This is a genomic window from Kitasatospora sp. NPDC001261 (assembly GCF_042896795.1).
Lineage (GTDB): Bacteria > Actinomycetota > Actinomycetes > Streptomycetales > Streptomycetaceae > Kitasatospora.
The window spans coordinates 97828-119278 of record NZ_JBIAXP010000013.1 but is presented as its reverse complement, the minus strand read 5'-3'; the positions used below and the strand labels follow the sequence as shown (position 1 = coordinate 119278).

At 71.4% G+C, this 21451-nt stretch carries 23 protein-coding genes and 1 pseudogene; 14 read left to right on the top strand and 10 right to left on the bottom strand.

The annotated features are described in order from the left end of the window. Nucleotides 1-348: ATP-binding protein (locus ACFY4B_RS18915; protein WP_387969022.1), on the bottom strand; the 348-nt coding region annotated here is incomplete at its 3' end. A 246-nt stretch (nucleotides 349-594) separates the two neighbouring features. On the opposite strand from ACFY4B_RS18915, the gene ACFY4B_RS18910 reads away from it, so the two are divergent. The 3 genes from ACFY4B_RS18910 (at nucleotide 595) to ACFY4B_RS18900 (ending at nucleotide 2843) form a co-directional block, all read left to right on the top strand. Beyond that, nucleotides 595-1860, top strand: a complete 1266-nt coding sequence (locus ACFY4B_RS18910; protein ID WP_387969019.1) for a helix-turn-helix domain-containing protein — start codon at nucleotides 595-597, stop codon at nucleotides 1858-1860. After that, nucleotides 1857-2387: a GNAT family N-acetyltransferase gene (locus tag ACFY4B_RS18905; protein WP_387969016.1), complete on the top strand. Its 531-nt coding sequence runs from the start codon at nucleotides 1857-1859 to the stop codon at nucleotides 2385-2387. The genes ACFY4B_RS18910 and ACFY4B_RS18905 overlap by 4 nt, the downstream gene beginning before the upstream one ends. A 243-nt stretch (nucleotides 2388-2630) precedes the next feature. After that, a complete protein-coding gene (locus tag ACFY4B_RS18900; protein WP_387969013.1) occupies nucleotides 2631-2843 on the top strand; it encodes a DUF397 domain-containing protein in 213 nt (70 codons plus the stop codon). 168 nt (nucleotides 2844-3011) lie between these two features. Here the strand turns inward: ACFY4B_RS18900 and ACFY4B_RS18895 are convergent, their stop codons facing one another. From ACFY4B_RS18895 to ACFY4B_RS18885, 3 genes are all read right to left on the bottom strand, one after another. Next, the gene (locus tag ACFY4B_RS18895; RefSeq protein WP_387969010.1) at nucleotides 3012-4244 is read right to left on the bottom strand and encodes a helix-turn-helix domain-containing protein; all 1233 of its coding nucleotides are present in this window, start codon (nucleotides 4242-4244) and stop codon (nucleotides 3012-3014) included. A gap of 184 nt (nucleotides 4245-4428) precedes the next feature. Then, nucleotides 4429-4962 carry an NUDIX hydrolase gene (locus ACFY4B_RS18890; protein ID WP_074001131.1) on the bottom strand — a complete coding sequence of 178 codons (534 nt, stop codon included), beginning with the start codon at nucleotides 4960-4962 and terminating at the stop codon, nucleotides 4429-4431. A gap of 28 nt (nucleotides 4963-4990) precedes the next feature. Further along, nucleotides 4991-5650: an HAD family hydrolase gene (locus tag ACFY4B_RS18885; protein WP_387969314.1), complete on the bottom strand. Its 660-nt coding sequence runs from the start codon at nucleotides 5648-5650 to the stop codon at nucleotides 4991-4993. A 179-nt stretch (nucleotides 5651-5829) separates the two neighbouring features. Here ACFY4B_RS18885 and ACFY4B_RS18880 point away from each other — a divergent pair, with 179 nt between their 5' ends. From ACFY4B_RS18880 to ACFY4B_RS18865, 4 genes and pseudogenes are all read left to right on the top strand, one after another. Then, entirely contained in the window at nucleotides 5830-6297 is a 468-nt protein-coding gene (locus tag ACFY4B_RS18880; protein WP_387969007.1) for an NUDIX hydrolase, read from the top strand. Between the two features lie 47 nt (nucleotides 6298-6344). After that, a complete protein-coding gene (locus ACFY4B_RS18875) occupies nucleotides 6345-6686 on the top strand; it encodes an ASCH domain-containing protein (protein ID WP_387969004.1) in 342 nt (113 codons plus the stop codon). Between the two features lie 214 nt (nucleotides 6687-6900). Further along, entirely contained in the window at nucleotides 6901-7035 is a 135-nt protein-coding gene (locus tag ACFY4B_RS18870; protein WP_375874274.1) for a DUF397 domain-containing protein, read from the top strand. Nucleotides 7036-7227: 192 nt separating this feature from the next. Continuing rightward, nucleotides 7228-8207, top strand: a pseudogene (locus tag ACFY4B_RS18865) (IS5 family transposase). 19 nt (nucleotides 8208-8226) lie between these two features. Here ACFY4B_RS18865 and ACFY4B_RS18860 read toward each other — a convergent pair. After that, complete coding sequence (locus ACFY4B_RS18860; protein ID WP_387969311.1) at nucleotides 8227-8895, bottom strand: response regulator; 669 nt, start codon at nucleotides 8893-8895, stop codon at nucleotides 8227-8229. A 32-nt stretch (nucleotides 8896-8927) separates the two neighbouring features. After that, nucleotides 8928-9986: a histidine kinase gene (locus ACFY4B_RS18855; RefSeq protein ID WP_387969001.1), complete on the bottom strand. Its 1059-nt coding sequence runs from the start codon at nucleotides 9984-9986 to the stop codon at nucleotides 8928-8930. A 258-nt stretch (nucleotides 9987-10244) separates the two neighbouring features. Here ACFY4B_RS18855 and ACFY4B_RS18850 point away from each other — a divergent pair, with 258 nt between their 5' ends. The 4 genes from ACFY4B_RS18850 (at nucleotide 10245) to dacB (ending at nucleotide 14896) form a co-directional block, all read left to right on the top strand. After that, nucleotides 10245-10985: an ABC transporter ATP-binding protein gene (locus ACFY4B_RS18850; protein ID WP_079136449.1), complete on the top strand. Its 741-nt coding sequence runs from the start codon at nucleotides 10245-10247 to the stop codon at nucleotides 10983-10985. After that, a complete protein-coding gene (locus ACFY4B_RS18845) occupies nucleotides 10982-12322 on the top strand; it encodes an FtsX-like permease family protein (protein WP_387968998.1) in 1341 nt (446 codons plus the stop codon). The genes ACFY4B_RS18850 and ACFY4B_RS18845 overlap by 4 nt, the downstream gene beginning before the upstream one ends. Nucleotides 12323-12404: 82 nt before the next feature. Beyond that, entirely contained in the window at nucleotides 12405-13172 is a 768-nt protein-coding gene (locus ACFY4B_RS18840) for a DUF4097 family beta strand repeat-containing protein (protein WP_387968995.1), read from the top strand. Nucleotides 13173-13249: 77 nt separating this feature from the next. Then, entirely contained in the window at nucleotides 13250-14896 is a 1647-nt protein-coding gene (dacB, locus tag ACFY4B_RS18835; RefSeq protein WP_387968992.1) for a D-alanyl-D-alanine carboxypeptidase/D-alanyl-D-alanine-endopeptidase, read from the top strand. A gap of 366 nt (nucleotides 14897-15262) precedes the next feature. On the opposite strand, the gene ACFY4B_RS18830 is transcribed toward dacB, so the two are convergent. Further along, nucleotides 15263-15676, bottom strand: a complete 414-nt coding sequence (locus tag ACFY4B_RS18830) for a hypothetical protein (protein WP_387968989.1) — start codon at nucleotides 15674-15676, stop codon at nucleotides 15263-15265. 237 nt (nucleotides 15677-15913) lie between these two features. Here ACFY4B_RS18830 and ACFY4B_RS18825 point away from each other — a divergent pair, with 237 nt between their 5' ends. After that, on the top strand, nucleotides 15914-16054 hold the full coding sequence (locus tag ACFY4B_RS18825; protein ID WP_387968986.1) for a hypothetical protein: 141 nt from the start codon (nucleotides 15914-15916) through the stop codon (nucleotides 16052-16054). Between the two features lie 288 nt (nucleotides 16055-16342). Next, nucleotides 16343-16681 (top strand): hypothetical protein, encoded by a 339-nt coding sequence (locus ACFY4B_RS18820; protein WP_387968984.1) that lies wholly within the window; start codon nucleotides 16343-16345, stop codon nucleotides 16679-16681. 254 nt (nucleotides 16682-16935) lie between these two features. Here the strand turns inward: ACFY4B_RS18820 and ACFY4B_RS18815 are convergent, their stop codons facing one another. From ACFY4B_RS18815 to ACFY4B_RS18805, 3 genes are all read right to left on the bottom strand, one after another. Beyond that, nucleotides 16936-17241, bottom strand: coding sequence for a hypothetical protein (locus ACFY4B_RS18815; protein WP_387968982.1), 306 nt, complete (start codon nucleotides 17239-17241; stop codon nucleotides 16936-16938). Nucleotides 17242-17498: 257 nt separating this feature from the next. Next, a complete protein-coding gene (locus tag ACFY4B_RS18810; protein WP_380779658.1) occupies nucleotides 17499-18161 on the bottom strand; it encodes a response regulator in 663 nt (220 codons plus the stop codon). Then, complete coding sequence (locus tag ACFY4B_RS18805; RefSeq protein WP_387968978.1) at nucleotides 18158-19501, bottom strand: sensor histidine kinase; 1344 nt, start codon at nucleotides 19499-19501, stop codon at nucleotides 18158-18160. Before ACFY4B_RS18805 ends, ACFY4B_RS18810 begins: the two co-directional genes overlap by 4 nt. Nucleotides 19502-19875: 374 nt before the next feature. Here ACFY4B_RS18805 and ACFY4B_RS18800 point away from each other — a divergent pair, with 374 nt between their 5' ends. Beyond that, on the top strand, nucleotides 19876-21375 hold the full coding sequence (locus tag ACFY4B_RS18800) for an alpha/beta hydrolase family protein (RefSeq protein ID WP_387968975.1): 1500 nt from the start codon (nucleotides 19876-19878) through the stop codon (nucleotides 21373-21375). Nucleotides 21376-21451: the final 76 nt, after the last annotated feature.

Here is a 21451-nt window from a genome sequence, read left to right as displayed (position 1 = left end):
CCCACGCCCGCGCTCGTCCGAGAGCGCGGCGACACGGACGGACGGACGGCCACTGCCGGCATCGTGCACCTCCAGCCGCAGGCGGGAGCCGGTGAGGGCGAAGCGAACCTCGATGTGGCAGTCGTCCGGCCCGTCGGAGTGCTGGACGGCATTGGCGAACAGCTCCCCGAGGAGCAGCTCGGCCGTGTCGGCGTAACGGTCGCCGGAGGGCAGCCCGGAGAGGTAGGCCCGGAGCAAGTACCGCGCCAGAGGCGTGGATTCGATGCGGGAGTCGAGGCACGCGACGAACGCGCGGGGCCGAGCAAGCCGACGGACATCGTGCGGGGGCCTACCAGTGTCGAGAGGCATCGTGCGACTCCGGGGAAGAGAGGGCTGGCGAAGGGAGGTCCGACCGGCGCCAGGCCCATACGGGACGCGGCATGACGCCGGACGCTGCCCCTCGGGGGGCGAGCAACTCACATTCAGTGAACGACCGCTACAGGACGGGCGGCGAGGCAAAGTCGGCGGCGTTCTGGTCGCATCCCAACCGGAAAACTTGACCGTCCCATGACCTGACTCCCCGCACAGCAGGTGACGGTGTGGTTACTTGGTCTCATGGTGCTCAACGTCCAGCTCCGCTCCCGGATGGCCGAACGCCGTATGACGAAGGTCGAGTTAGCCCACGAAGTGAACCTGGAGATCAAGGTCCTCACGGGGCGGCTCGGCACCGTATCAGAGCGCACAGTGCACAACTGGCTGAGCGGCTCAACCCGGTGGCCGCCCGAGAAGATCCGCCGCGCGCTCAAGGCAGTATTCGCCTGTACGCCCGAAGAGCTGGGCTTCGTCCCAACAGGGCGGGCCCGCACCACACCGGAGGAAGACGTGAGGCGACGCGACTTCATAGCGGCGGTCGGCGGTACTGCGGCCACCGCGCTCACCCCCACCCTCGCATCAGCGGCAGGTAGCCGTATCGGCATCTCCGACGTGCAGAACCTGCAACGGCGCTTCGCCGAGGTCATCGCCAGCGACCACCTCCACGGCGGCCGGATCAGCATCGAGTCCAAGGCTGCGGCCCTCGCCGACGAAGCCCTCGAACTACAGAAACACGGCATCGCGACCCAGCGGATCCGGGCTCAGCTGTATGCCAGCGCGGCGGCCTTCATGTCCTCAGCGCTGTGGGCCGCGATCGACGGCCGCCGCTTCGACGCCGCACTCGAACACCACCAGAAGGCGGCCTCACTGGCCGCGATGTCCGGGGACTCGAGCATCCAGTTCCGAATCTGGTCCCACGCAGGCAGCATGTACCGGCATCTGGGACAGGTCGGCGACGCCCTGGCCGCCAACGATGTCGCCCGCGGCCTGCCGGTCGCCCGCCGCGACCCACTGTTCGCCTCTCTTGGACATGCCCGTCACGCGGCCATCCACGGCCTGACCGGTGACTCCAACGCGGTCCGCCGCTCGCTCGGACACGCGCAGGACGCCCTTGACCGGGCGGACCAGGCATCCTCCCGGCCGGTGTGGATAACCGCCTTCTACGACCAGTCGGAGCTCGACTCCCTCGCTCTCGCCGCGCACCTGGCGGCCGGGAACTGGCAGGATGCCGAAGCGTGCGCCCACCGCAGCACCGCCCAGCGGCGCGACACCATGCGACGATCCATCGCAATCACCACTGTCCGCCTCGCCAGGGCCCAACTCGGGCAGGGCGACCTGGAACCTGCGGTCGCCACTGCCATGTCCGTGCCGCCCGAGGTCTCCGCCCACCCCCGTGTCAGGCGCATGCTGGCAGCCTTCGGCACCAATCTGCACGAGCGGGCACCCGGCAGCACATCCGACCTGACCTGGACCGCCTACGCCCACGACATCTGGAGAACCACCACGTGACCGTCGAACTCCGCCGCCACACCGCCCTGACCCCCGACGCCCGGCAGGATCTGCTGGACGTCTACGCCGACGTGCGCGCCCCGCTGCTGCACCTGCCGAACTACCGCGTCGACGTGTTCGCCGAACGCCTCGACCGGCACGCCGCCGAACCGGGCTTCGTCCTCGCCCTCGGCTACGACGGCGAACTGCCGGTCGGCTACGCCTACGGCAACGCCATCGCGTCCGGCGACCGGTACTGGAAGCGCATGACCGAGCCCCTCCCCCACGGATACACCGACGCCCCGGCCCTGGCCATCAAGGAGATCGGCGTCCGCACCCCCTGGCGCGGCAGCGGAACCGCCCGCCGCATCCACGACGCACTGCTGGCCGGCCGCCCCGAAAGCCGTGTCACGCTGCTGGTGAACCCGCTCGCCGGAGACGGGAAAGTCCAACGCCTCTACGAGGCCTGGGGCTACCAGGCGTTCAACGCCCAACAGCCCTCGCCGGACTCGCCCCGGCTGACCGCGATGATCCGTCCGACCCACTGACCCTGCCAGGGGAACCGTCATCGGGGTCCCCGCCAGGGCCACCACGCAACTGCACACACGCCAGCAGAAGCCGCAACCACCGCGCCGGGCCGTCGAACGCCGCCCTGACCTACTGTCTCGGCCCCGCCGCCCGCATGAGGCGGCGGGGCCCGGGTGGGCACGGTGCAGACCGCCCCGTTCAGCAGCGCTGCCGAAGGCCGCATCCCAGGAGAAGATCCACAGGGCCCGAAAGGAATTCCAATCATGACCGACCATGTAGACCTGTCCGGCGCTTCCCGGGCCAAGTCCTCGTACTCCAACAACGGCGGCGACTGCGTCGAGGTCACTGCCGACGTCCCCGGCCTGGCTCCCGTCCGTGACTCGAAGGACCCTCAGGGGCCGGCTCTGGCCTTCCGGACTGAGGCCAGGGTGTCGTTCGTCGCCGCTGTGCGCAGCGGCGAGTTCGGCGACGTCTGAACCGAGGGCTTCCCCGGACAGCAGTACTTCCGGAGCATGCCGTAGCACCTGGTCGGCCGGCCAGCAGCTCGACTGGGTCCTCCCAGCCGAGCATCCGACGTGACGGCGGATCGGCGGACTGCCCGGCGCTCGGGAGTGCGGCCGTGGGTTTGGTACCGCCCGGCCGCCCTATCCGTCCAGGTGGAAGCGGTCGGACATGTGGCGCAGCTTCTCGCGGGTGGCCGAGCGCTCGGCGTAGACGATCCTGCGCAGGGTGGCGCGGGCGATCGGGTGGTTGCGCACGAGTTGCGGGGCGGTCTTCTCCGCCGCCTCCAGGGCCTGGAGCGCCTTGTCGCGGTTGCCGTCCCACAGCCAGGCGCGGGCCAGGTCCATGTGGTGGTGGCCCCGCCGGGAGGCCGGGAGGGCGGCGACCTTCGCCGGGTCGGCACGCTCGTTGAGGATCAGGGCCCTGGCGTAGTCGCCCATCTCCAACTGGACCGACACCGCGTGGACTTGGACGTTGCCACTGGAGAAGGTCAGCGAGTGCCGGTCGAAGGGGGGCTCGGCCCGGCTTCCGTCCATCAACTCGGCTGCCGCGTACGCGTGCCGGATGCGGTCCTCTGCCTCCGCCCCCCGGCCGGCGCGGGCGGCGGACACGGCGGCGCGCAGGTGCATCGCGCCCCAAGCCCGTACGGCCAGGGGGTCGTTGGCGCGGTAGCGGTCCTCGACGAGGCGAAGCGCCTTGTCGGACAGTGCCAGGGCGTCGTCCCAGTCCGCCGTGGCCCACATGTCCCACACGCGCATCCAGTCCGCGACCGCCTCCATCACCGGGTCGCCGGACAGCCGGGCCGACCAGGCGGCCCGCTCGCAGGCCATGGCGATCAGCTCGGGGTGGCCGAGCGTGTGCGCGGCGGTGTGCGCGAACTTGCACTCGATCGCGTAGACCGCGAACGCCTCCTCGCGTTCGCGGCCGGTGGACACCTCGGCCAGCGCACGCGCTTCGCGCAGCATGTCCGGGAGCACCTTCAGGATGGCCACGTTGGCGGCCGCGTCCCGGAGCCGGTGCAGGCGCTCCGTCTCGCGCCAGAGTTCCGCCGACGGCCGGGGCGCGCCGTCGAAGACCGGCGTGAGGTCGTAGCGGCGAAGCTCCCGCAGGATGGCGGCGGCCGACACCTGCCACTGGTTCTCCGACGGCTTGCCCGCGACGAAGGGCCTCTCGATGAGGTCGTTGGGGTGGCAGTGCAGCGCCGCCGCGATCTGGTTGATGGTGCCGGCCCGGTCGAGCTCGATCGTGCCCTTCTCGACCTTCGACACCCAGTCCTGGGTCCTTCCGGTAGCGGCGGCCAGGTCGGCCTGGGTCATGCCCAACCTCAGCCGCGCCCGCCGCACCCGCTTGCCGATCGACTCCCGTTCCTCCAGCACAGCAGCCCTCCCGCGCTCGCGCCCGCCTGCCCGGTCCGTGAGGCCGCGGTACCACCGGGAAGCTACCGCGTTCCGGCGGGCCGCGGCCCCCGAAGCCCGGCGGGATCCGCTGGACGGCTACGCCGACGTGCGCGGCCCACCGCCATCTGGCTGTTGCTCTTCGCGAGATGCTGGCCCTGCCCTCCTAGGGACGCCGGGCGAGTACCTGGAGCAGGCCGGTGACCGCGACGCCTGCGACGATCTCCCGCCGGTCGATCATGCCCTGGATCCGGGAGATCGGGATCCACTCGATCCGGTCGGCCTCGTGGGTGTCCACCGGCGGTGCGACGTAGGTGGCACCGTGGGCGAGGAACACGTGGTGCTCGGCGTTGCTCATGCCGCCGATGGGCTGGACATAGGCGAGGGCCTCGACCTCGTCCACCTGCCAGCCGGTCTCCTCGAACACCTCGCGGACCGCTGCGGCCTCGAGGGATTCCCCGTCCTCGACGATGCCGCTGGGAATCTCCCAGCTCCAGGTGCCCGTCGCGAAGCGGTGCCGCCACATCATCAGCACCTCGTCCCGGTCGTTGACCACGACGACGGCCGCGACCGGTGCGAAGCGCACCAGGTGGTGCTCGTACCGGGCCCTTCCGCGCGGCTCGACGTCGACCAGGTCGAGCCGCACCCACGCGCTGGTGTAGACGGGACGGCTGCCGTGGACGGTCCACTCACTGCTCACTCGCACCTCATGGTCTCGGTGGGGCTGCTCAGCTCGCCGCAGCGTTGAACTTGGCGATCAGGTCCGGGAGTTCCGCCAGCGAGTCGATCCGGAACGTCGCCTGCCCGGCGGCCGGGTCGTGCTGCTGGATCCAGCCCCACGGGCCGCGCCGGATCAACGCCGTCCGCATCCCGGCCGTCCGGGCGGGTAGCACGTCGTTGTCGAGCCGGTCACCGACGTACAGGATCTCGTGCGACTCGGCGGGCACCGCCTCGGCGACGCGCTCGAAGAAGGCAGGGTCCGGCTTGCTCGCGCCCCAGTCGTCGGAGGTGCCGATCAGGTCGACGTCGTCCGTGAACAGTCGGCGGAGGATCGCCCCGGCCCGCACGGTCTGGTTTCCGGCGATCGCCAACCACAGGCCCTCCGCCCGGAGTTGAGCGAAGGCGCCCCGGACGTCCGGGTAGAGGTCGTCCTCACCGAAGGTCTCCGCCCGGCCGACGGCCGCCCGCTTCTCGCGCTCCTCGGAGAGGTCGAAGCCGGGGGCGAAGACCTGGAACGTCTCCCGGTAGTCCCGGCCCTGCGCGATCACCGCGCCGAGCTGGGCCACGAACGTGTGCCTCGGCACACCCAACCAGTCGGCCCAGGTACCGTACTCCCGGGTCTCGTCGACCAGGCACTCCCCGACGTCGAACACCACAGCCTTGATCATCACAACCGCAGCCTAACGGGGCGAGAACGTCCCCTGGCCGATCTCGGGATCGGTGACGACGACCTGACGACGGAGCTGTACACGGACGCGGTGGCCGCGGCTCGCACCTGACGGGGTCCAGGACCTGGGAGAGGAAGGGCATGACATGCGGACTGTCCCGGCGGCGGAGGTAGCAGGCCATGCCCAGGCGTGACTACGAGGACGACCCGAACGCCCCCGAAGCGAACTCGCTGGTCCCGGCCGCGTCCGTCGTCGTGGTCGACGACGCCGGACGCGTCCTCCTCCAGCGCCGCACCGACAACGGGATGTGGGCGCTGCCCGGCGGCCGGATGGACATCGGCGAGTCGATCGCCGGGTGCGGCATCCGCGAGACGCGCGAGGAGACCGGCATCGACGTCGAGATCACCGGGATCGTCGGCACCTACACCGACCCGGGCCACGTCCTCGCCTACGACGACGGCGAAGTCCGCCAGGAGTTCTCCGTCTGCCTCCTCGGACGCCCGGTCGGAGGGAAACTGCGGGTGTCCGACGAGTCCCACGAGGTCGCGTGGTTCAGCCCGACCGAGACGGACGGGCTGGCGATGGTGCCGAGCATCCGCAAGCGGCTGACGGACTGGCGCTCCGGGGCGATCCCCGTGGTGCGCTAGCCACCCCTCCCTGTCCTTCCTCGGCGTAGAAAGCGGAACACCATCCCATGCCCGACCAGGAACGCGTCATCCGGATCCGCCGCCCCTACCTCGACCTGATCGCCGCCGGCACCAAGACCATCGAGGTACGCGTCGGCTACCCGAGCATGCGCAGGATCCGTCCGGGACAGACCCTCGTCTTCGAATCCGGCGACGCCCACTGCCGCACCCTCGTCACCGGCGTCACGGAGTACCCGAGCTTCGACGCCATGCTCGACACCGAGGACCCGGAGGCGATCGGCTCCGAGGGAATGAGCCGGACCGAACTCCTCACCGCCTGCCGCGAGATCTACCCACCCGCGAAGGAACAGCTCGGCGTCCTCGCGATCCACCTGCGACTCACCCCGTAACCAGGAGCCAGCCTCACCCGCGCAGGAAGTCGGCCGGGCCGACTTCCTGCGCGGGAGTCGGGGGCGAGTGGTGTGGGCGGCCCGATCCGACAGCACGACGATCAGCTCCGGACGGAGTCTCTGTCCAAGGTGGCTTCGCTCGACGTGATCCGCGCTGCACCGACGCCAGCTGGCACAAGTCCGGGTACGGCAACAGCGGGGCACCTGCGTCGAGGTGGCGCCCGGATTCCCCGACGTGAGGCCCGTCCGCGATTCCAAGGACCCGAACGGACCGGCCCTGATCTTTGCCGCCAAGGCCTGGGAACCGTTCGTCACCACTCTCCGCAGTGACGAGTTCGGCGAGGTCTGAACCAAGGATCTCCCCGGTCGGCCGGATGCTCGGCGGCCGGGTCCGGCCACGGAGCGGATCAGCTGCACCGTTCTGCTGCACGCCGCCGCCGGTGGACGCTACGGCGTTGAAGTCCTAGGGCCTGTGTGAGGTTGCGATCAGTCTTCGGGTTCTGCCCTCACCTGAGGGCAGAACCCGGTAGAACGGTTGGTCGTGACGCGCAGGCAACTGACGGACGAGCAGTGGAAGTTGATCGAGCCCTATCTGCCGATCGGGAGGTTCGGACCGTACCCCGAGCGGCTTCGGGAGCAGTTCGAGGGCGTGATCTGGCGGTTCCGCTGCAGCGCCCAGTGGCGGGAGATGCCTTCCGAGTTCGGTCCCTGGCCGACGGTCTACGGCCGATTCCGTGTCTGGCGGGACGCGGGCGTCTTCACCGCCCTGCTGGAAGGCCTGATCGCCCAGGCCGCTCGCGAGGGGACAGCGGACCTGTCGCTGGTCAGCGTGGATTCCACGTCCGTCCGGGCTCACCACGACGCCGCCGGGATGCTCGTCGACGAGGAGATCATGGAGGCCCTGGAGGAGGCCGCGCGGGAGCAGGAGGAGACCCGACAAAAAGGGGCGAGCCGCAGGAACAGAACGGACAGGACGAGCGGCGACGCGCCCGGCTCCGTCGTGGGCTCCGCCTGAAGGAAGCCCTCCTCGGACGGTCCCGGGGCGGGCTGACCAGCAAGGTTCATCTGGCCGCCGACCGCAGGTGCCGTCCCCTGGCACTCGTGCTGACCGCGGGGCAGGCCGGTGACAGCCCGCAGTTCGTCCCCGTGCTGGAGAAGGTCCGCGTCCGTGGGCCCGTCGGCCGCCCCCGCACGCGGCCCGGCGCGGTCGCCGCGGACAGGGCGTACTCGTCCCGCGGCAACCGCGCCTACCTGCGTAAACGCCGGATCAAGGCGGTCATCCCGGAGAAGAGAGACCAGGCCGCCAGCAGGAAGAGGAAGGGCAGCAGGGGTGGCCGGCCGGTCGGCCACGACGCGGATCTCTACAAGGAGCGCAACACCGTCGAGCGCCTGATCAACAGGCTGAAGGCCTGGCGAGGCATCGCCACCCGCTGCGACAAGAAGCCCGAAAGCTACCTCGCCGGCCTCCACCTCCGCGCCTCGATGATCTGGGTCGACGACCTCCTGCGAGACGCCGACTGATCGCAACCTCACACAGGCCCTAGTTGTATTCGAACCAGGTCAGGATGGCCTTCACCCGGCGGTTGTCCTCGCCGGAGGGCATGCCGAGTTTCAGGAAGACGTTCCCCACGTGTTTGGCCACGGCGGCGCCCGAGAGGAACAGTTCTGCCTCGATCTCCGCGTTGGAGCGGCCTTCGGCCATGAGGGCGAGCACCTCCTGTTCGCGGGCCGTGAGCCGGGCGAGCGGGCCCCGCGGCGGGTCGGCGCGGGTGACGTGGCGGACCACCTCGGGGTCGATCACCACTCCGCCGCCGGCGACCGTCTCGACGGCCCGCAGGAAGTCCGCCACTCTGCCCACCTTCTCCTTGAGCAGGTAGCCGACCGCCCCGTCGGCGCCCGGGCCGTTCAGGAGTTCGTGCACGTACGGGCCCGTGACGTAGGCGGAGAGGACCAGGACCGGCAGGTCCTTGTGCCGCGACCGAATGTCGATCGCGGCCCGGAGTCCGTCGTCGGTGTTCCCGGGCGGCATGCGGACATCCGTGATCACCAGGTCGGGGGCGGCTCCGGCGGCGGCGAGGTCGTCGACGGCGGCGACCAGTTCGTCGGCGTCCTCGCATTCGCGGATCACGTCGTGGGCACTGGAAACCAGGATCTCCCGGATTCCGGCGCGTATCAGCAGACTGTCGTCCGCCAGGATGATTCTCACAATCGATTTCCCGTCGCTTTCCCTGTCGAATTCCGTCACCACGGGGGTTGGGCCGGGGCGGATGCCACGACCTCCGTTCCGCCGCCCGGCGGGCTGGTGATTTCGAGGTTCCCACCGACGCTTCGCATCCGCTCACGCAGCCCGGAGAGCCCGGATCCGGTGCTGATCCGCGCGCCGCCGGCGCCGTCGTCGCCCACCCGGACGCGGACGCCGCCCTCGGTGCACCGCATGTCGATCCGGGCGCTCCCGACGCCCGCGTGCTTGGCGATGTTCGTCAGGGCCTCGGAGACCGTGAAGTACACGGCCGCGGCGATCGGCGAGGAGAGCCAGGCGTCCGTACCGGTGCTGGTCAGTTCGACCCGCAACGGTGATCTGGCCACCAGTTCCCGGACGGCGGCGACGAGGCCGAGATCGCTCAGTTCGCTGGGGTGGATGTCGCGCACCGTCTCCCTCAGCCGTTCGAGCGCGCGCTCCGCCTGGGCCTGGGCCTGGCGGGCCAACTGGACGATCCGTTCCTGCTCGGTGGCCGTCGCCGCGGCTTCCAGGATTCCCAGGCGCATGACGAGGGCGACGAGTTCCTGCTGGGCGCCGTCGTGCAGGTCGCGCTCGATGCGCCGGCGCTCGTTCTCGAAGGCCGCCGTCAGAGAGGCCCGGCTGGTGCGGAGTTCCTCCAGTTTCGCGAGCAGGTCGGGGTTCCGGCTCCCCGAGAAGGCCCGCAGGAGCAGGTCGCGGAGCAGGGAGACGCCGGTCAGCGCGCCCACGGTGACCGCGCCGAGGGCGATTCCCGCGGGCACCGCCACGAGGGTTTCCCACAGGGCGGCCGGGGTGAACGGGCCGACTTCCGCGGCGATGCCGAAACCCCAGAGGACGGGGGAGAACACCAGCGCCAGGGCGCCGAGGAATCCGAAGAAGCCCACCAGCAGCGAGAGCGCGGACAGGAGCGCGGCGGTGACGAACACGGGCAGGTCGGTCCTCCACACCGACCGTGCCCGCAGCCGGCCGGCCACCCACTGCGGCCAGCTGCGGTCGGCGGGCCGCAGCGGCATCGTCCGGACTCCGCACCACTGCGCCCTGGAGCGGTCCAGTTCGGCCACCACCGGAACCGATACCGGTGCGGCGAGAACGGAAATCAGGAGAATCGGAAAGGCGGCCGCTGCGACGAATTCGGTCAGCAGCCTCCGGGCAACACGAATCTGCGCCATGATCGACATTTTCGCACGGTTCGGACCGGTCGGGCGGTAGATCCAAGTCTACCTCCGATAGCAGTGCAGGCTCCCGTGCACTCCACTGCCCGGCCCTGTTTTCCTTGATTCATGCCATTTCCCACTGCCGCTCCCGTGCCGTGCATTCGTTTGCGCGGCCTTCGGACGGAATTCCCCATTCCCGGCCGCCGGGGCGAGACGACGCGCGTCCTGCACGACATCGACCTGGAGATTCCCGAAGGCCGGCTGACCGCCGTCGTCGGCCCCTCCGGTTCGGGCAAGTCGACGCTCCTGCTCTGCACGGCCGGGCTGGAGCGGGCGACCGCGGGGTCCGTCGAGATCCTCGGGACGGACGTCCGCTCGCTCAGCCCCCGCAAGCAGGCCGCGTTCCGCAGCGAGAACATCGGCTTCGTCTTCCAGGAGTACAACCTCGTCAGCTCGCTGACGGTCGAGGACAACATCGCCCTGCCGGCGCGGCTCGCCGGCCGCCGGGTGCCCAGGGCGCGGGTCGAGGACGCCATGGCGCGGCTCGGCATCGCCAAGCACGCGCGGCGACGCCCCGACCGCCTCTCCGGTGGCGAGCGCCAGCGCGTCGCGGTGGCCCGGGTGGTGGCGAACCAGCCGCGGATCGTCTTCGCCGACGAGCCGACGGGGGCGCTCGACCTCAAGTCGGGTCATGTGGTGCTCGACTGGCTGCAGGCGCTTCCCGCGCAGGGGAGCACGGTGCTCATGGTCACCCACGACCCCCACGCGGCCGCGCGGGCCGATCAGGTCGTGGTGATGGGGTCCGGGCGGGTACACGCCGTCATCCCCGGTGGCGACTCCCGCGCGGTGGGCGACGCCGTCCTCGCGGCGCAGTCGGCGGACGAGGCGGGCGGGGAGGAGTCGTGATCCGGCTCGTGCTGTCGGACATCCGCCTGCAGGCGTCGATGTGGTGGTGGACGCTCCTGTGCGCCACGGTCGGCGCGGCGTGCTCGGCGGGCTCGGCCATCGCGATGTTCACCGCCGTCTCGGCGGCGCGGGCGGCGGGTGACGCACGGATGGTCTCCGCGTCGATCGCCCTCGGCGGCAACATCGTCTTCTTCACCGTGCTCGCCGCCGTGGGCGTCGTCGCCTCCGCGGTCGGCCTGACGCTGACGACCCAGCGGCGCGAGCACGCCCTGTGGGTGATCCTCGGGATTCCGCGCCGCCGGGTCAGGTTCGTCCTGCGGACGCAGACGGTGGTGCTGGGCGCGGTGGCCGGCGCGCTGGCCGCACCGCTCGCCCTGCTGGTCGCGGGTGTCGCCCTCGCTCAGTGGAAGGGGACGGGTCTCGAACTGCACGGGGCCTCGGCCGGGTTCCGGTTCTGGTACGTCGGCGTGAGCGTGCTGTTCGGACTGGTTCCGTGCCTGCTCGGCGGCTGGGGCGTCACCCGGCGGGCCGCCAGGACGCCGGAGATGCGCGCCTTCCGGGACTTCTCCGACCCCCCGGCACGGCCGGGCGTCGCCCGCGCTGCCCTCGCCCTGTGCCTGCTCGCCGGCGTGGTCGGGATGTGGATCCCCGGCCTGGGCCTCGAACTCGAGGGCGGACTCGCCCAGCGGACGGCCTTCGCGTTCGCCGGGAACCTCTTCCTCCTCTGCCTGCTGCTGCTCATGGGGCCGTGGGTGCTCACCCCGCTGATGAGGCTCTGGACGGCGCTGGTGCCCTCGCGCGGCGTCGCCTGGCACCTGGCCGTGCAGTCGTGCCGGGCCCGCGCGACGAGGAGCGTCACCACGGTGCTGCCCTTCGCGCTCTCCCTGTCGTTCGTCGGCCTCTTCATGGTGATGGGGAAGGTCATGCCCGGAGGCAACGCCGGGCTGGACAACATCCTGGTCGTGCTGGGCTGGGTCTTCGTCGTCTCCTGGGTCGGGGGCCTCGCCGTGATCGCCCTCGTCGGGCGGGAGCGCGCCCGCGACTGCGCCGTCGTGACGGTGGCCGGTGCGCGGCCGGGCGTGGTCACCCGGTCGATGGTCTACGAGGGGGCGATCTACGCGGGGACGGCGATCGTCTTCGGCGCGCTGTTCGTCGCCGTGTCGAGCCTCACCACCGCCCTCGGAGCCCGGACCGACGCCGTCCGGGTCCTGGCGGGCCTCCCCTGGGCCACGCTCGGGGCGCTCGCCGCCGCGACGCTGGTCACCACCTGCCTCGCGCTGGTCCTGCAGGCGGCCCGGGTGTCGCGCACGGTCGCGGTCCGGGCGCTGCGCTCGTGAACCGGGCGCTGCGCTCGTGAACCGGGGCGCGGGAACCCGCACCACCATGCCCGTTCATGCTCGTTGACGAAGGAAGAACCCGATGGAACCGACCACCCGCACGCTTCTCGCCCTCGGCGGAGCCGCCCTCCTCGGCCTCGCCGCCACGGCCTGCACCACGGACGGCGCCTCGACCGACGCGACCGTGGAATCGAAGTCCTTCGACTTCGCCGGCGGCAGCCTGACCGTCGACTCCGGTTCCGCCGACCTCACGCTGGTGGCCGCCGACATCGAGGGCGTTCAGGTGGAACGACGGGTCAGCGGCACGAAGGTCGGCGGGGAGGTGGGGTCCGGCTGGCAGCTCGAAGGGGGCACGCTCACACTCTCGCTGGACTGCACGGGGATCTCGGTGGGCTGCGGCGCGAAGTACACCGTGAAGGTGCCGCGCGCCGTCGCCGTCACCGCCGAGAGCGGCAAGGGACGCATCGAGGCCACCGGCTTCACCACGGACTTCTCGGCCCGGACCGCCGGCGGCGACGTCCGGCTGTCGGACCTCCACGGAGCCAGGCTGGCCCTGCAAGGCGGCGACGGAAGCATCAAGGGCGACGGGATCTCCGCCCGGTCCGTCAGCGTCACCTCGCGCAACGGCAACGTCGACCTGCGCCTGGCCGCCGTGCCCGACCTGGTCGACGTGCAGAGCAGGGACGGCGACGTCGAGCTGGGCCTGCCGGACTCGACGTACGCGGTCCGCACGGCCGCGAAGAAGGGCGACGTCACCGTGAACGTCGCGAAGGACGACACGAGCGGCCGTTCCGTGGCCGTCCGGACCCGCAACGGCAGCATCGCCATCGGCAAGGGCGGGAAGCCCTGACCGCCGCGCGGCAACCAGGCCGGAAGCCTTCGATCGGGCGCGAAAGCCGAACAGGAAAGTCGAACAGGAAAGAACGAATGCCAAGCAACTCCCTCTCCGGAATCAGGACACCTCGGGTACGGCGGCGTACGGCCCTGGCGCTCGCCGCTTCGATGACGGCCGCCGTGGCGATGACGGCGTGCTCCCACGACTCCACGGACGACTCGGCCTCTCCCGCACCGGGTGCCGCACGGGTGAGCGCCGACCTGCAGAAGCTCATGAGCACCGCGCCGTGGTCGTCGGGCCAGTGGGGCCTGCAGGTCGCCGACCTGCAGACCGGGAAGGTCGTCCAGTCCAAGGGCGCCGATTCCCAGTTCATGACCGGTTCGACGGCCAAGACCTTCGCGGTCGGTGCCGCGCTCGACGTCCTGGGCGACGACCATCGCTTCCGTACGCCCGTGGTGCACTCGGGTACGGTCTCCGCGGACGGGCGGCTCTCCGGCGACCTCATCCTGGTCGGCAACGGCGACCTGGCACTCGGCGGGCGGACCACCGCGTCAGGCGGACTGGACGTCCCCGACTTCGACCACTACGACGCCAACGCCGTCCCCGGCATGGCGACCATCACCGCAGAGGACCCGCTGGCGGGCGTCAACGAGCTGGCCCGACAGGTCGCGGCCAGCGGAGTCCGCCACGTCGACGGCGACGTGGTGATCGACAACCGACTCTGGGATCCGGTGTCGATCGGCGGGATACCGGTCACCCCGACCATCGTCAACGACAACCTCATCGACGTGCTCATCACGCCGGGCGCACCCGGCGAGCCGGCCAAGGTCGACTGGCGCCCGAAGACGGCCGCCTTCGGCGTCGACGCGCAGGTGACGACCACACCCGCCGGAAGCAAGCCGGCGGTGACGACCGAAAACGTGAGCCCCGGTCACATCCGGGTCCGGGGTTCCGTGCCCGCGGACGCGAAGGCCCCCTTCGTGACGACCTACCAGGTCCCCGACCCGGCGGCGTTCGCCCGCACCGTCCTCATCGAGGCACTCGCCAGGAACGGCGTCAGCGTGTCCGCCCCCTCGCTGGGAGCGAACCCCGACAGCAGGCTCCCCCCGTCGGCGGAAGTGAACTCGCTGCCCGTATCGGCGACCTACACCTCTCCGCCCTTCAAGGAGTACGCGAAGCTCATCAACAAGGTCAGCCACAACCTCGGGGCGAACCTGCTGCCGCCGCTGATGGCGGCACACAACGGGCAACGAACCTATGCGGACGGCATGAAGACCGAGAAGGAGTTCCTCGCCCGCTCAGGAGTGGACCCGAACTCGGTGAGCCTCGTCGACGCCCAGGGCCTCCCCGGCGACAAGGCGACGCCGACCGCCCAGGTGGCGCTGCTGCGACACCTGGCACGACAGGACGACTTCGACGTCTTCTACGACTCCATGCCGAACATGGGCGTCGACGGCTCGCTCGCCGACGTCATCGACCGCACCGACCCCGCCGCAGGACACATCCGCGCGAAGACCGGCACCCTGGTCAGCCCCTACCAGGGCAAGCTGGCCCTCGGCACGAAGGCGCTCGCAGGCTACATCGATGCGAAGGACGGCCACCGCTACGCCTTCGCGATCTACGTGAACAACATCCCGGTGCCCAGCGACTCCGTGAGCGATGCCATCGACCTCGCGCTCAAGGCCAACAAGCAACTGGGAGCGATGGCCGCCACCATCTACAAGTCGCCCAAGGCGTGAAGGCCATCCTGACCTGGTTCGAAGACGACCAGGACTCCAACGCCGTCGCGTCCACCGGCGGCGGCGTGCTGCAGGCCTGTCTTCCATGGCGTGGATCTCGACGGTAAGGGCATGGGTCCGGGTGGTTTGCGGGTGTTCTCCCGCGTTCGGCCCGTACGTGCTCGTCGGGTTCTCGCGGCTGCGGGCCTTGACGCGCCGGCGCCGCGCGGTGGGCAGCAGGTTGTCCAAGGCCGCCATCCGGCCGATCGGTACGGGCAATGGCACGCACCCCCAGCTTCGCAGATTTCCGGAGGTCAGCGGCGGTAAAGACGTTCTGCAGGGCGTCCGTCAGCACTGCACAGGAATGAGATGCGACAGTGCCTTCGCTCAGGCTGCGGCTTCGCCGGGGGTCTCATCCTCTGAGGAGTCCTTCGGAAAGAACCACCGGCGAACCAAGGTGTAACCAGGCGGAAGGTTGTTACCCGTCAATTCCTTGTACCTCGCGTTGGCCTCCTCACTGGCATGCTGACCGGCAGGGAGCCTTCGCAGGAAGGGGTCGCGGTCATAGTCGCTGGAGGACCAACGAGTCTGGTCCGTAGCTTCGGGGGCGGAGAGTTGTTCCTGGTCCTCGGCATCCTCGGAGTCCCGCCCCTCGGCGAGACTGGTGACGATGATGGCGAGGGCCACGACGCAGACTGCACCGCCGATGGCGGTGATCTTCGGCTTGTGCTTCCTGTACAGGCTCTTCGCGTTCTCGACGAAGGAGGCGGGCTCGTCGCCCTCGGGCGTGGAGTCATTCACGCGCACAGATCTACCGGAACCATCCCTCACCTGTCAGGTGGTTACCACCATAGCCCGATCAAGTGCAGTAACCGCCCTTCGCCGTCGGGGGCCCAGGTCCGACACCCCGGGAAAGGCCCTACCCGAACACCCAGCCGAACTGTCCCTGCCCACCTCGGCACACTCGTCTTCGGGTCCGACGACGCCCACTGCCGCACCCACATCACCGGCGTCGCGGAGTACCCGAGCTTCGACGCCATGCTCGACACCGAGGACCCGGAGGCGATCGGCTCCGAGGGAATGAGCCGGACCGAACTCCTCACCGCCTGCCGCGAGATCCACCCACCCGAGAAGGAGCAACTCGGCGTCCTCGCGATCCACCTGCGACTCACCCCGTAACCAGGGGACGGCCAGCCTCGCCGCGCAGGAAGTCGACCGGGCCGACTTCCTGCGCGCGGCGGGTGACACCTCCCCGAGGAGTACGCCGCCGGCCCGCCCCTGGCCGTCAAGGAGCTCGGCGCCCGCACCCCTGGCGCGTTCCTCTTCGGATACCGTGACGCTCGAAGAGGTGTTCAGACGGAAGGCGGGATTGTGGCCGGGTTCGAGGTACCAGGGCCGGAGCCGGACTGGCAACCGGCGCCGAGCCCCCCGTACTACACCGGGAAGAACCCCGCCTTCCAAGAGGGCATGTGGGAGTACGCGGCCGCCTCGTTCCGGCTTGTGGCAGGGCTGAAGCCGCCGCTGGAGGCGCTGGCGGCCCGCCTGCGACTGACAGTCGAACGCAGCTGGGAAGATCTGGGAGCCGTCGATGTCGCCATGTTCCGCATCCAGCGCGTGGACTTCGCGCTCAGCCGGCTCGAAGGCGGGGTCGAACCGAGCACGTTCGTGTGGGTGAGCCGGTCCGAGCCGGACGCCGACGCGGCACTGGAGATCCTGCTCGGCGCACTCGGCATCGGCCTCGACGCGCTGACGTTCCGCGGTGACATGGAGACGGGCTTCGAACGCTTCGACGGCTCGTCGCGGTAGGCCAGGCCTTGGCCGTGGCCCCTGTCGGGCAGTTGCCGCTGCGGTGCAGCCGACGGCGGTACGGTTCCCGAGGCGTGTCACACCGGCCCCGCGGCAAGCGCCGTACGAGCTGCCCGGCGAGTGGGCGTTCCTGTCGCCGGGGCGGTGGGCACCGCCCCGGCGACTGAACGAGCTTTCCCGCAGCGGAATTTCGGAGAAGGACGGACCGGAGGGCTGCGTCAGTCAGGGCGGCATCTGCCGTGGATGTCGCCGGATCACGAGATCACGGGGAGACCGATCGTGAAAACGCGGTAGTAGGGTGGTTCACCGTCCTGCGGGACGCAACGGAAACGGACCTCGCGTTGGACGACGGTCACTTCGTCCGCGTATTTCCTGTCCACATACGGAAGCGGCCGCACGGAGAAGCAGATTGCGTCACCGTCGCGGATCGCAGCGACGCGGTGGTACACGTGTGTGGGCGAGCGGACAGCCGCCGTTTCGGGCGAGGCGGCGTAGGCCGCGGGTGTGGTCAGGATCAGCGCCGCGACGCCGACCGCGGTCCAGGCCAGGCGGGAAAGCATGATGGCCTCCTACAGGTCCGTGCCTTGTGCCCACTCCGGGCTGCCGCCCGCAGATGACCTGCTGCACGCCAACCTCCGCCATACTGGTTCCCGTACAGATTGTGAGCAAACTCCGCCCCCCCGAGAGAGGCAGAGCGCTCGACACCGGTCGTGCGCCCTGCGCTTGGGGCCTTCCCTACCGTGCGTCGAGAAGTCGGCCGGGCCGAATTCCTGTGCGCGGCGGGTGGGTTGGGCTGGCCCGGCAACCGGGGGGCGGGTCATGTCGGGTGGATGAGGCGGGTTTCGTAGGCGAGGACCACGGCCTGGATGCGGTCGCGGAGTTCGAGCTTGTGGAGGATGCGGCCCAGGTGGGACTTCACGGTGGCCTCCGCGAGGTGCAGGGTGGCGGCGATCTCGGTGTTGGACAGGCCGCGGCCGACCTGGACGAGTACCTCGCGTTCGCGGGTGCTGAGCCGGTTCAGCCGCTCGTCGTGGTCGGGGTTGCGGCCGTCGGGGATGTGCGGGCGGAGGTTGTCCAGGAGGCGGCGGGTGATCCGCGGGGAGAGTACGGCGTCGCCGGCGGCGACGTTGCGGATCGCGGTGAGGAGTTCCTCGGGGCGGGCGTTCTTCAGCAGGAAGCCGGAGGCTCCGGCGTTGAGCCCGGCGAAGGCGTACTCGTCCAGGTCGAAGGTGGTGAGGATGAGCACTCTGCTCTGCGGCGAGGCCGCGATGAGCTGCCCGGTCGCCTCGATGCCGTCGGTTCCGGGCATCCGGACGTCCATGAGGACGACGTCGGGGCGCAGTTCGCGGGCGAGGCGTACGGCCTGGGCGCCGTCGGCGGCTTCGCCGACCGGTGCCATGTCGGGCTGGGCTTCCAGGACGGTACTGAAGGCCATCCGGAGGAGTGCTTCGTCGTCGGCGATCAGGATGCGGATCGTCATGCGGGCGGCGCTCCGGCGCTGTCGAGGTGGAGGCGGGTGTGGACCCGCCAGCCGCCGTCGGGAAGCGGTCCGGCGTGCAGTGTGCCCCCGTAGGCGGCCGAGCGTTCGCGCATGCCGGGGATGCCGTGGCCGGGCGGTACGACGACGGCAGCGGCGGCGGCGGGCTGGGGCGGGTGGGGGCCGGTGTCGGTGACGTCCACGGTGACGGTCGCGGCCGCGCAGTGGATCCGGACCGTCGCGCGGGTGCCGGCGGGTGTGTGCTTGAGGGTGTTGGTCAAGGCTTCCTGTACCAGGCGGTAGACGGTGAGTTGGGCGGTGGCGGGGATGTGGGCGTGGCCGCCGTGGACGTCGAGGCCGGTGGGCAGCCCGGCGGCGCCCATCTGGTCGGCGAGGGCGGCCAGTTGGGCGATGCCGGGCAGCGGGTGGCGCCGCGCGTCCGGTTCGTCGGTGCGCAGGACGCCCAGCGAGCGGCGCATGTCGGTCAGGGCCTGCCGGCCGGTCTCGGAGATCTGGAGCATCGCGGTGGTGGCCTTGTCGGGCGACCGGTGCTGGGCGTAGACGGCGGCGTCGGTGAGCGCGACCATGACGGACAGGTTGTGGGTGACGATGTCGTGCATCTCCCGGGTGATGCGCGCCCGTTCCTCGGCGGCGGCCAGTCGCGCTTGCTGCTCCTGTTCGTGTTCCAGGCGTGCGGCCCGCTCCTCCAGGGCGGCGAGGTAGGCGCGCGTGGTGCGCACGTTCACGCCGAGGACGGCGGCGGCTACGGCCAGCGCGGTGACCGCGACGAAGGGGGTCAGGAACGCGCCGTCCGTCGACCAGCGCAGGCAGGCCAGCACCGCCCCGGCCTCCACGACGGCGCCGGCGATGAGCGTGCCGCGCCGGCCCGAGTTCGCCGCCACCGTGTAGAGGGCCACCAACAGGGCTACGTCGGCGGGCAGTTGGACACCGGCCAGCCACTGGACGAGGGCCGCGGCCGCCACGGCGGCGAACACCGTGCGCGGGGCCCGGCGCCGCCACAGCAGGGGCAGGGTGAGGGCGGCGGTGAGGGCCGCGGCCACCGGCAGCTCGTGCGGCGCGCGGGTGGTCGCGACGTTGAGGAGCAGGAGCGTCGCCAGCAGGGCGTCCCACGCCGTGGGCGGCAGCCGGGAGCGCCAGCGCGCGGCGGCTCTCAGCGGTCGCGCGGCTCGTGCGGCTCGCGCGGCTCGTACGGCTCGTGCGCAGGCGAGGTCGGCGTAGCCGGTCAGCCGTGCGGCCGTCCTCGCCCACCGGGCCCGCACGCGGACGCGCACCGGCGCCTGGTTCCGGTGGGCGTGGCCGGGTTCGGCGGCCGCCTCGGTCATCGCACGTCCCTGTCGATTCGGCGTCAAGGCGGCCCCGGGTCCGGCACGTCCGGCATGTCGGGCACGTCCGGCACGTCCGGCACGTCGGGCACGTCGGGCACGTCGGGCACGGGGACCGTACGCCTGCGCGGCCCCGGGTGCGTGCCGCCGCCCCGGCACGTACCGCGGCCCTGTCACGGTAGGCCGCCGGCCCCGCGCGGCGCATGATCCCACCGTCTGATCGCCCCGCGCCGGCATACGACCGCAGGAGGAGTCCCGCCACCTCCCGTGGTCGCAGCGCGCCCGCCGCCCAGGCCTGCCCGGCTGCCACCGCGGTCGTACCCGGACCGCGCCGGACCGCTCCCCCGGTGGCACGCGGCGGCGACCGGTGGCCGATGCGGCGGCGCGCGCCCGGCGCCGAGCATGGCCAGGTGACCGAGATCATCCCGGGACTGCCCATGTCCCCCCTGGAAATCCTCGCCCTGCTGGCCGCCCTCGCGCTGGTGACGGCACGCTGGCTGCCCCCCGCCGCCCGCCCGCGCGCCACGATCGCGGCGGGGGCGGTCCTCGTGCCGTGCGCGATCGCGCTGGGCGCGGCGGGCATCCGCTGGCAGCTGCTGCCGGTCCTGGCGGGCGCCGCCCTCGCCTCGCCGTTCGCCCTCGCTCCCCTGCTGCGGCCGCTGCGCCGCCGTACCGGACGGCCGGCGTGGCGGGCCCGCTGGTGGCTGGCGCTGCCGGGGTCGGCGGCCTGCGTCGGCCTGATCGCCACGGGCCCGGTGGCCGCCTGGGCCTTTCCCGTCCCGGTGTTCCCCGAGCCGTCGGGCGGCTTCGCGGTCGGCACCCGCGTGGTGCAGTGGACCGACCCGCACCGCCCCGAGACCTTCACCGCCGACCCGAACGACCTGCGCACCGTCGTGGTCCAACTCTGGTACCCCGCAGGGGAGATCCCCGCGGGCGCGCAGCGGGCCCAGTACCTCGGACGCACCGCGCAGGAGGCGCGCACCGTCTCCGGGGCCCTCGCCCGGGGCGTCGGCCTGCCGGGCTTCCTGGTCGACGGTGTCCCGCGCGCCCGCAGCCGTTCGGTCTTCGACGCCCCGGTGGCCGGCGGCGGCGAGCGGTTCCCGGTCGTGCTGTTCTCCCCCGGGTCGGGCGGGGTGCGCACCCAGAACACCGCGTGGGCGGAGGAACTGGCCAGCCACGGCTACGTGGTGGCCGCCCTCGACCACCCGTACGACTCCGCCGCCGTCGTCCTCGCCGACGGCCGGACGATCGGCACCGAGACCGCCTCCAGCGGCGACCGGGACAAGGACGACGAGCTGGCGGCCGGCTGGACGGCCGTCCGGGCCGGCGACCTCGGCTTCGTCCTCACCCAGCTGGACGCCCTGGAGCGCGGCGGGATCGCCGACCCGCTGACCGGACGCCTGGACACCGGCCGGGTCGCGGTGACCGGCCACTCCATGGGCGGCGCCGCCGCCCTGCAGGCGGCCCGGCAGGACCGCCGCTTCGCCGCCGTCGTCGACCTGGACGGCTACCCCCACGGCCCCACCGCGCCCGCCCTCGACCGGCCGACGCTCGCGCTCACCCAGGCCATCACCCCGGACAGCGACCCGCGCTACCTGCCCCGCCTCACCGAGGCGCTCGACTCCAGCACCGCGCCGAGCTACCGGCTCACCGTCCCCGGCGCCGCCCACCTCACCTTCATGGACGGCCCCCTGTACCTGCCGCCGGTGCCCTCGCTCGTCGGCACCCTGGGCCGCACCGGGGGCCCGCGCACCGTCGCCGCGGCCACCCTCGCCTTCCTGGACGCCGTCCTGCGGGACAAGCCCGGCGACCCGGCCGGCGCCCTGCGCTCCTACGGCGACCTCAGCGTCCACCGCCCGGGCACCCCCGGCTGACGCCGGGTGGCGGAGCGCCCCCATCAGGGCAGTTGTCGCGAACGCCCGTTCTGTGCGTGACCGTTGTGGTACGTTC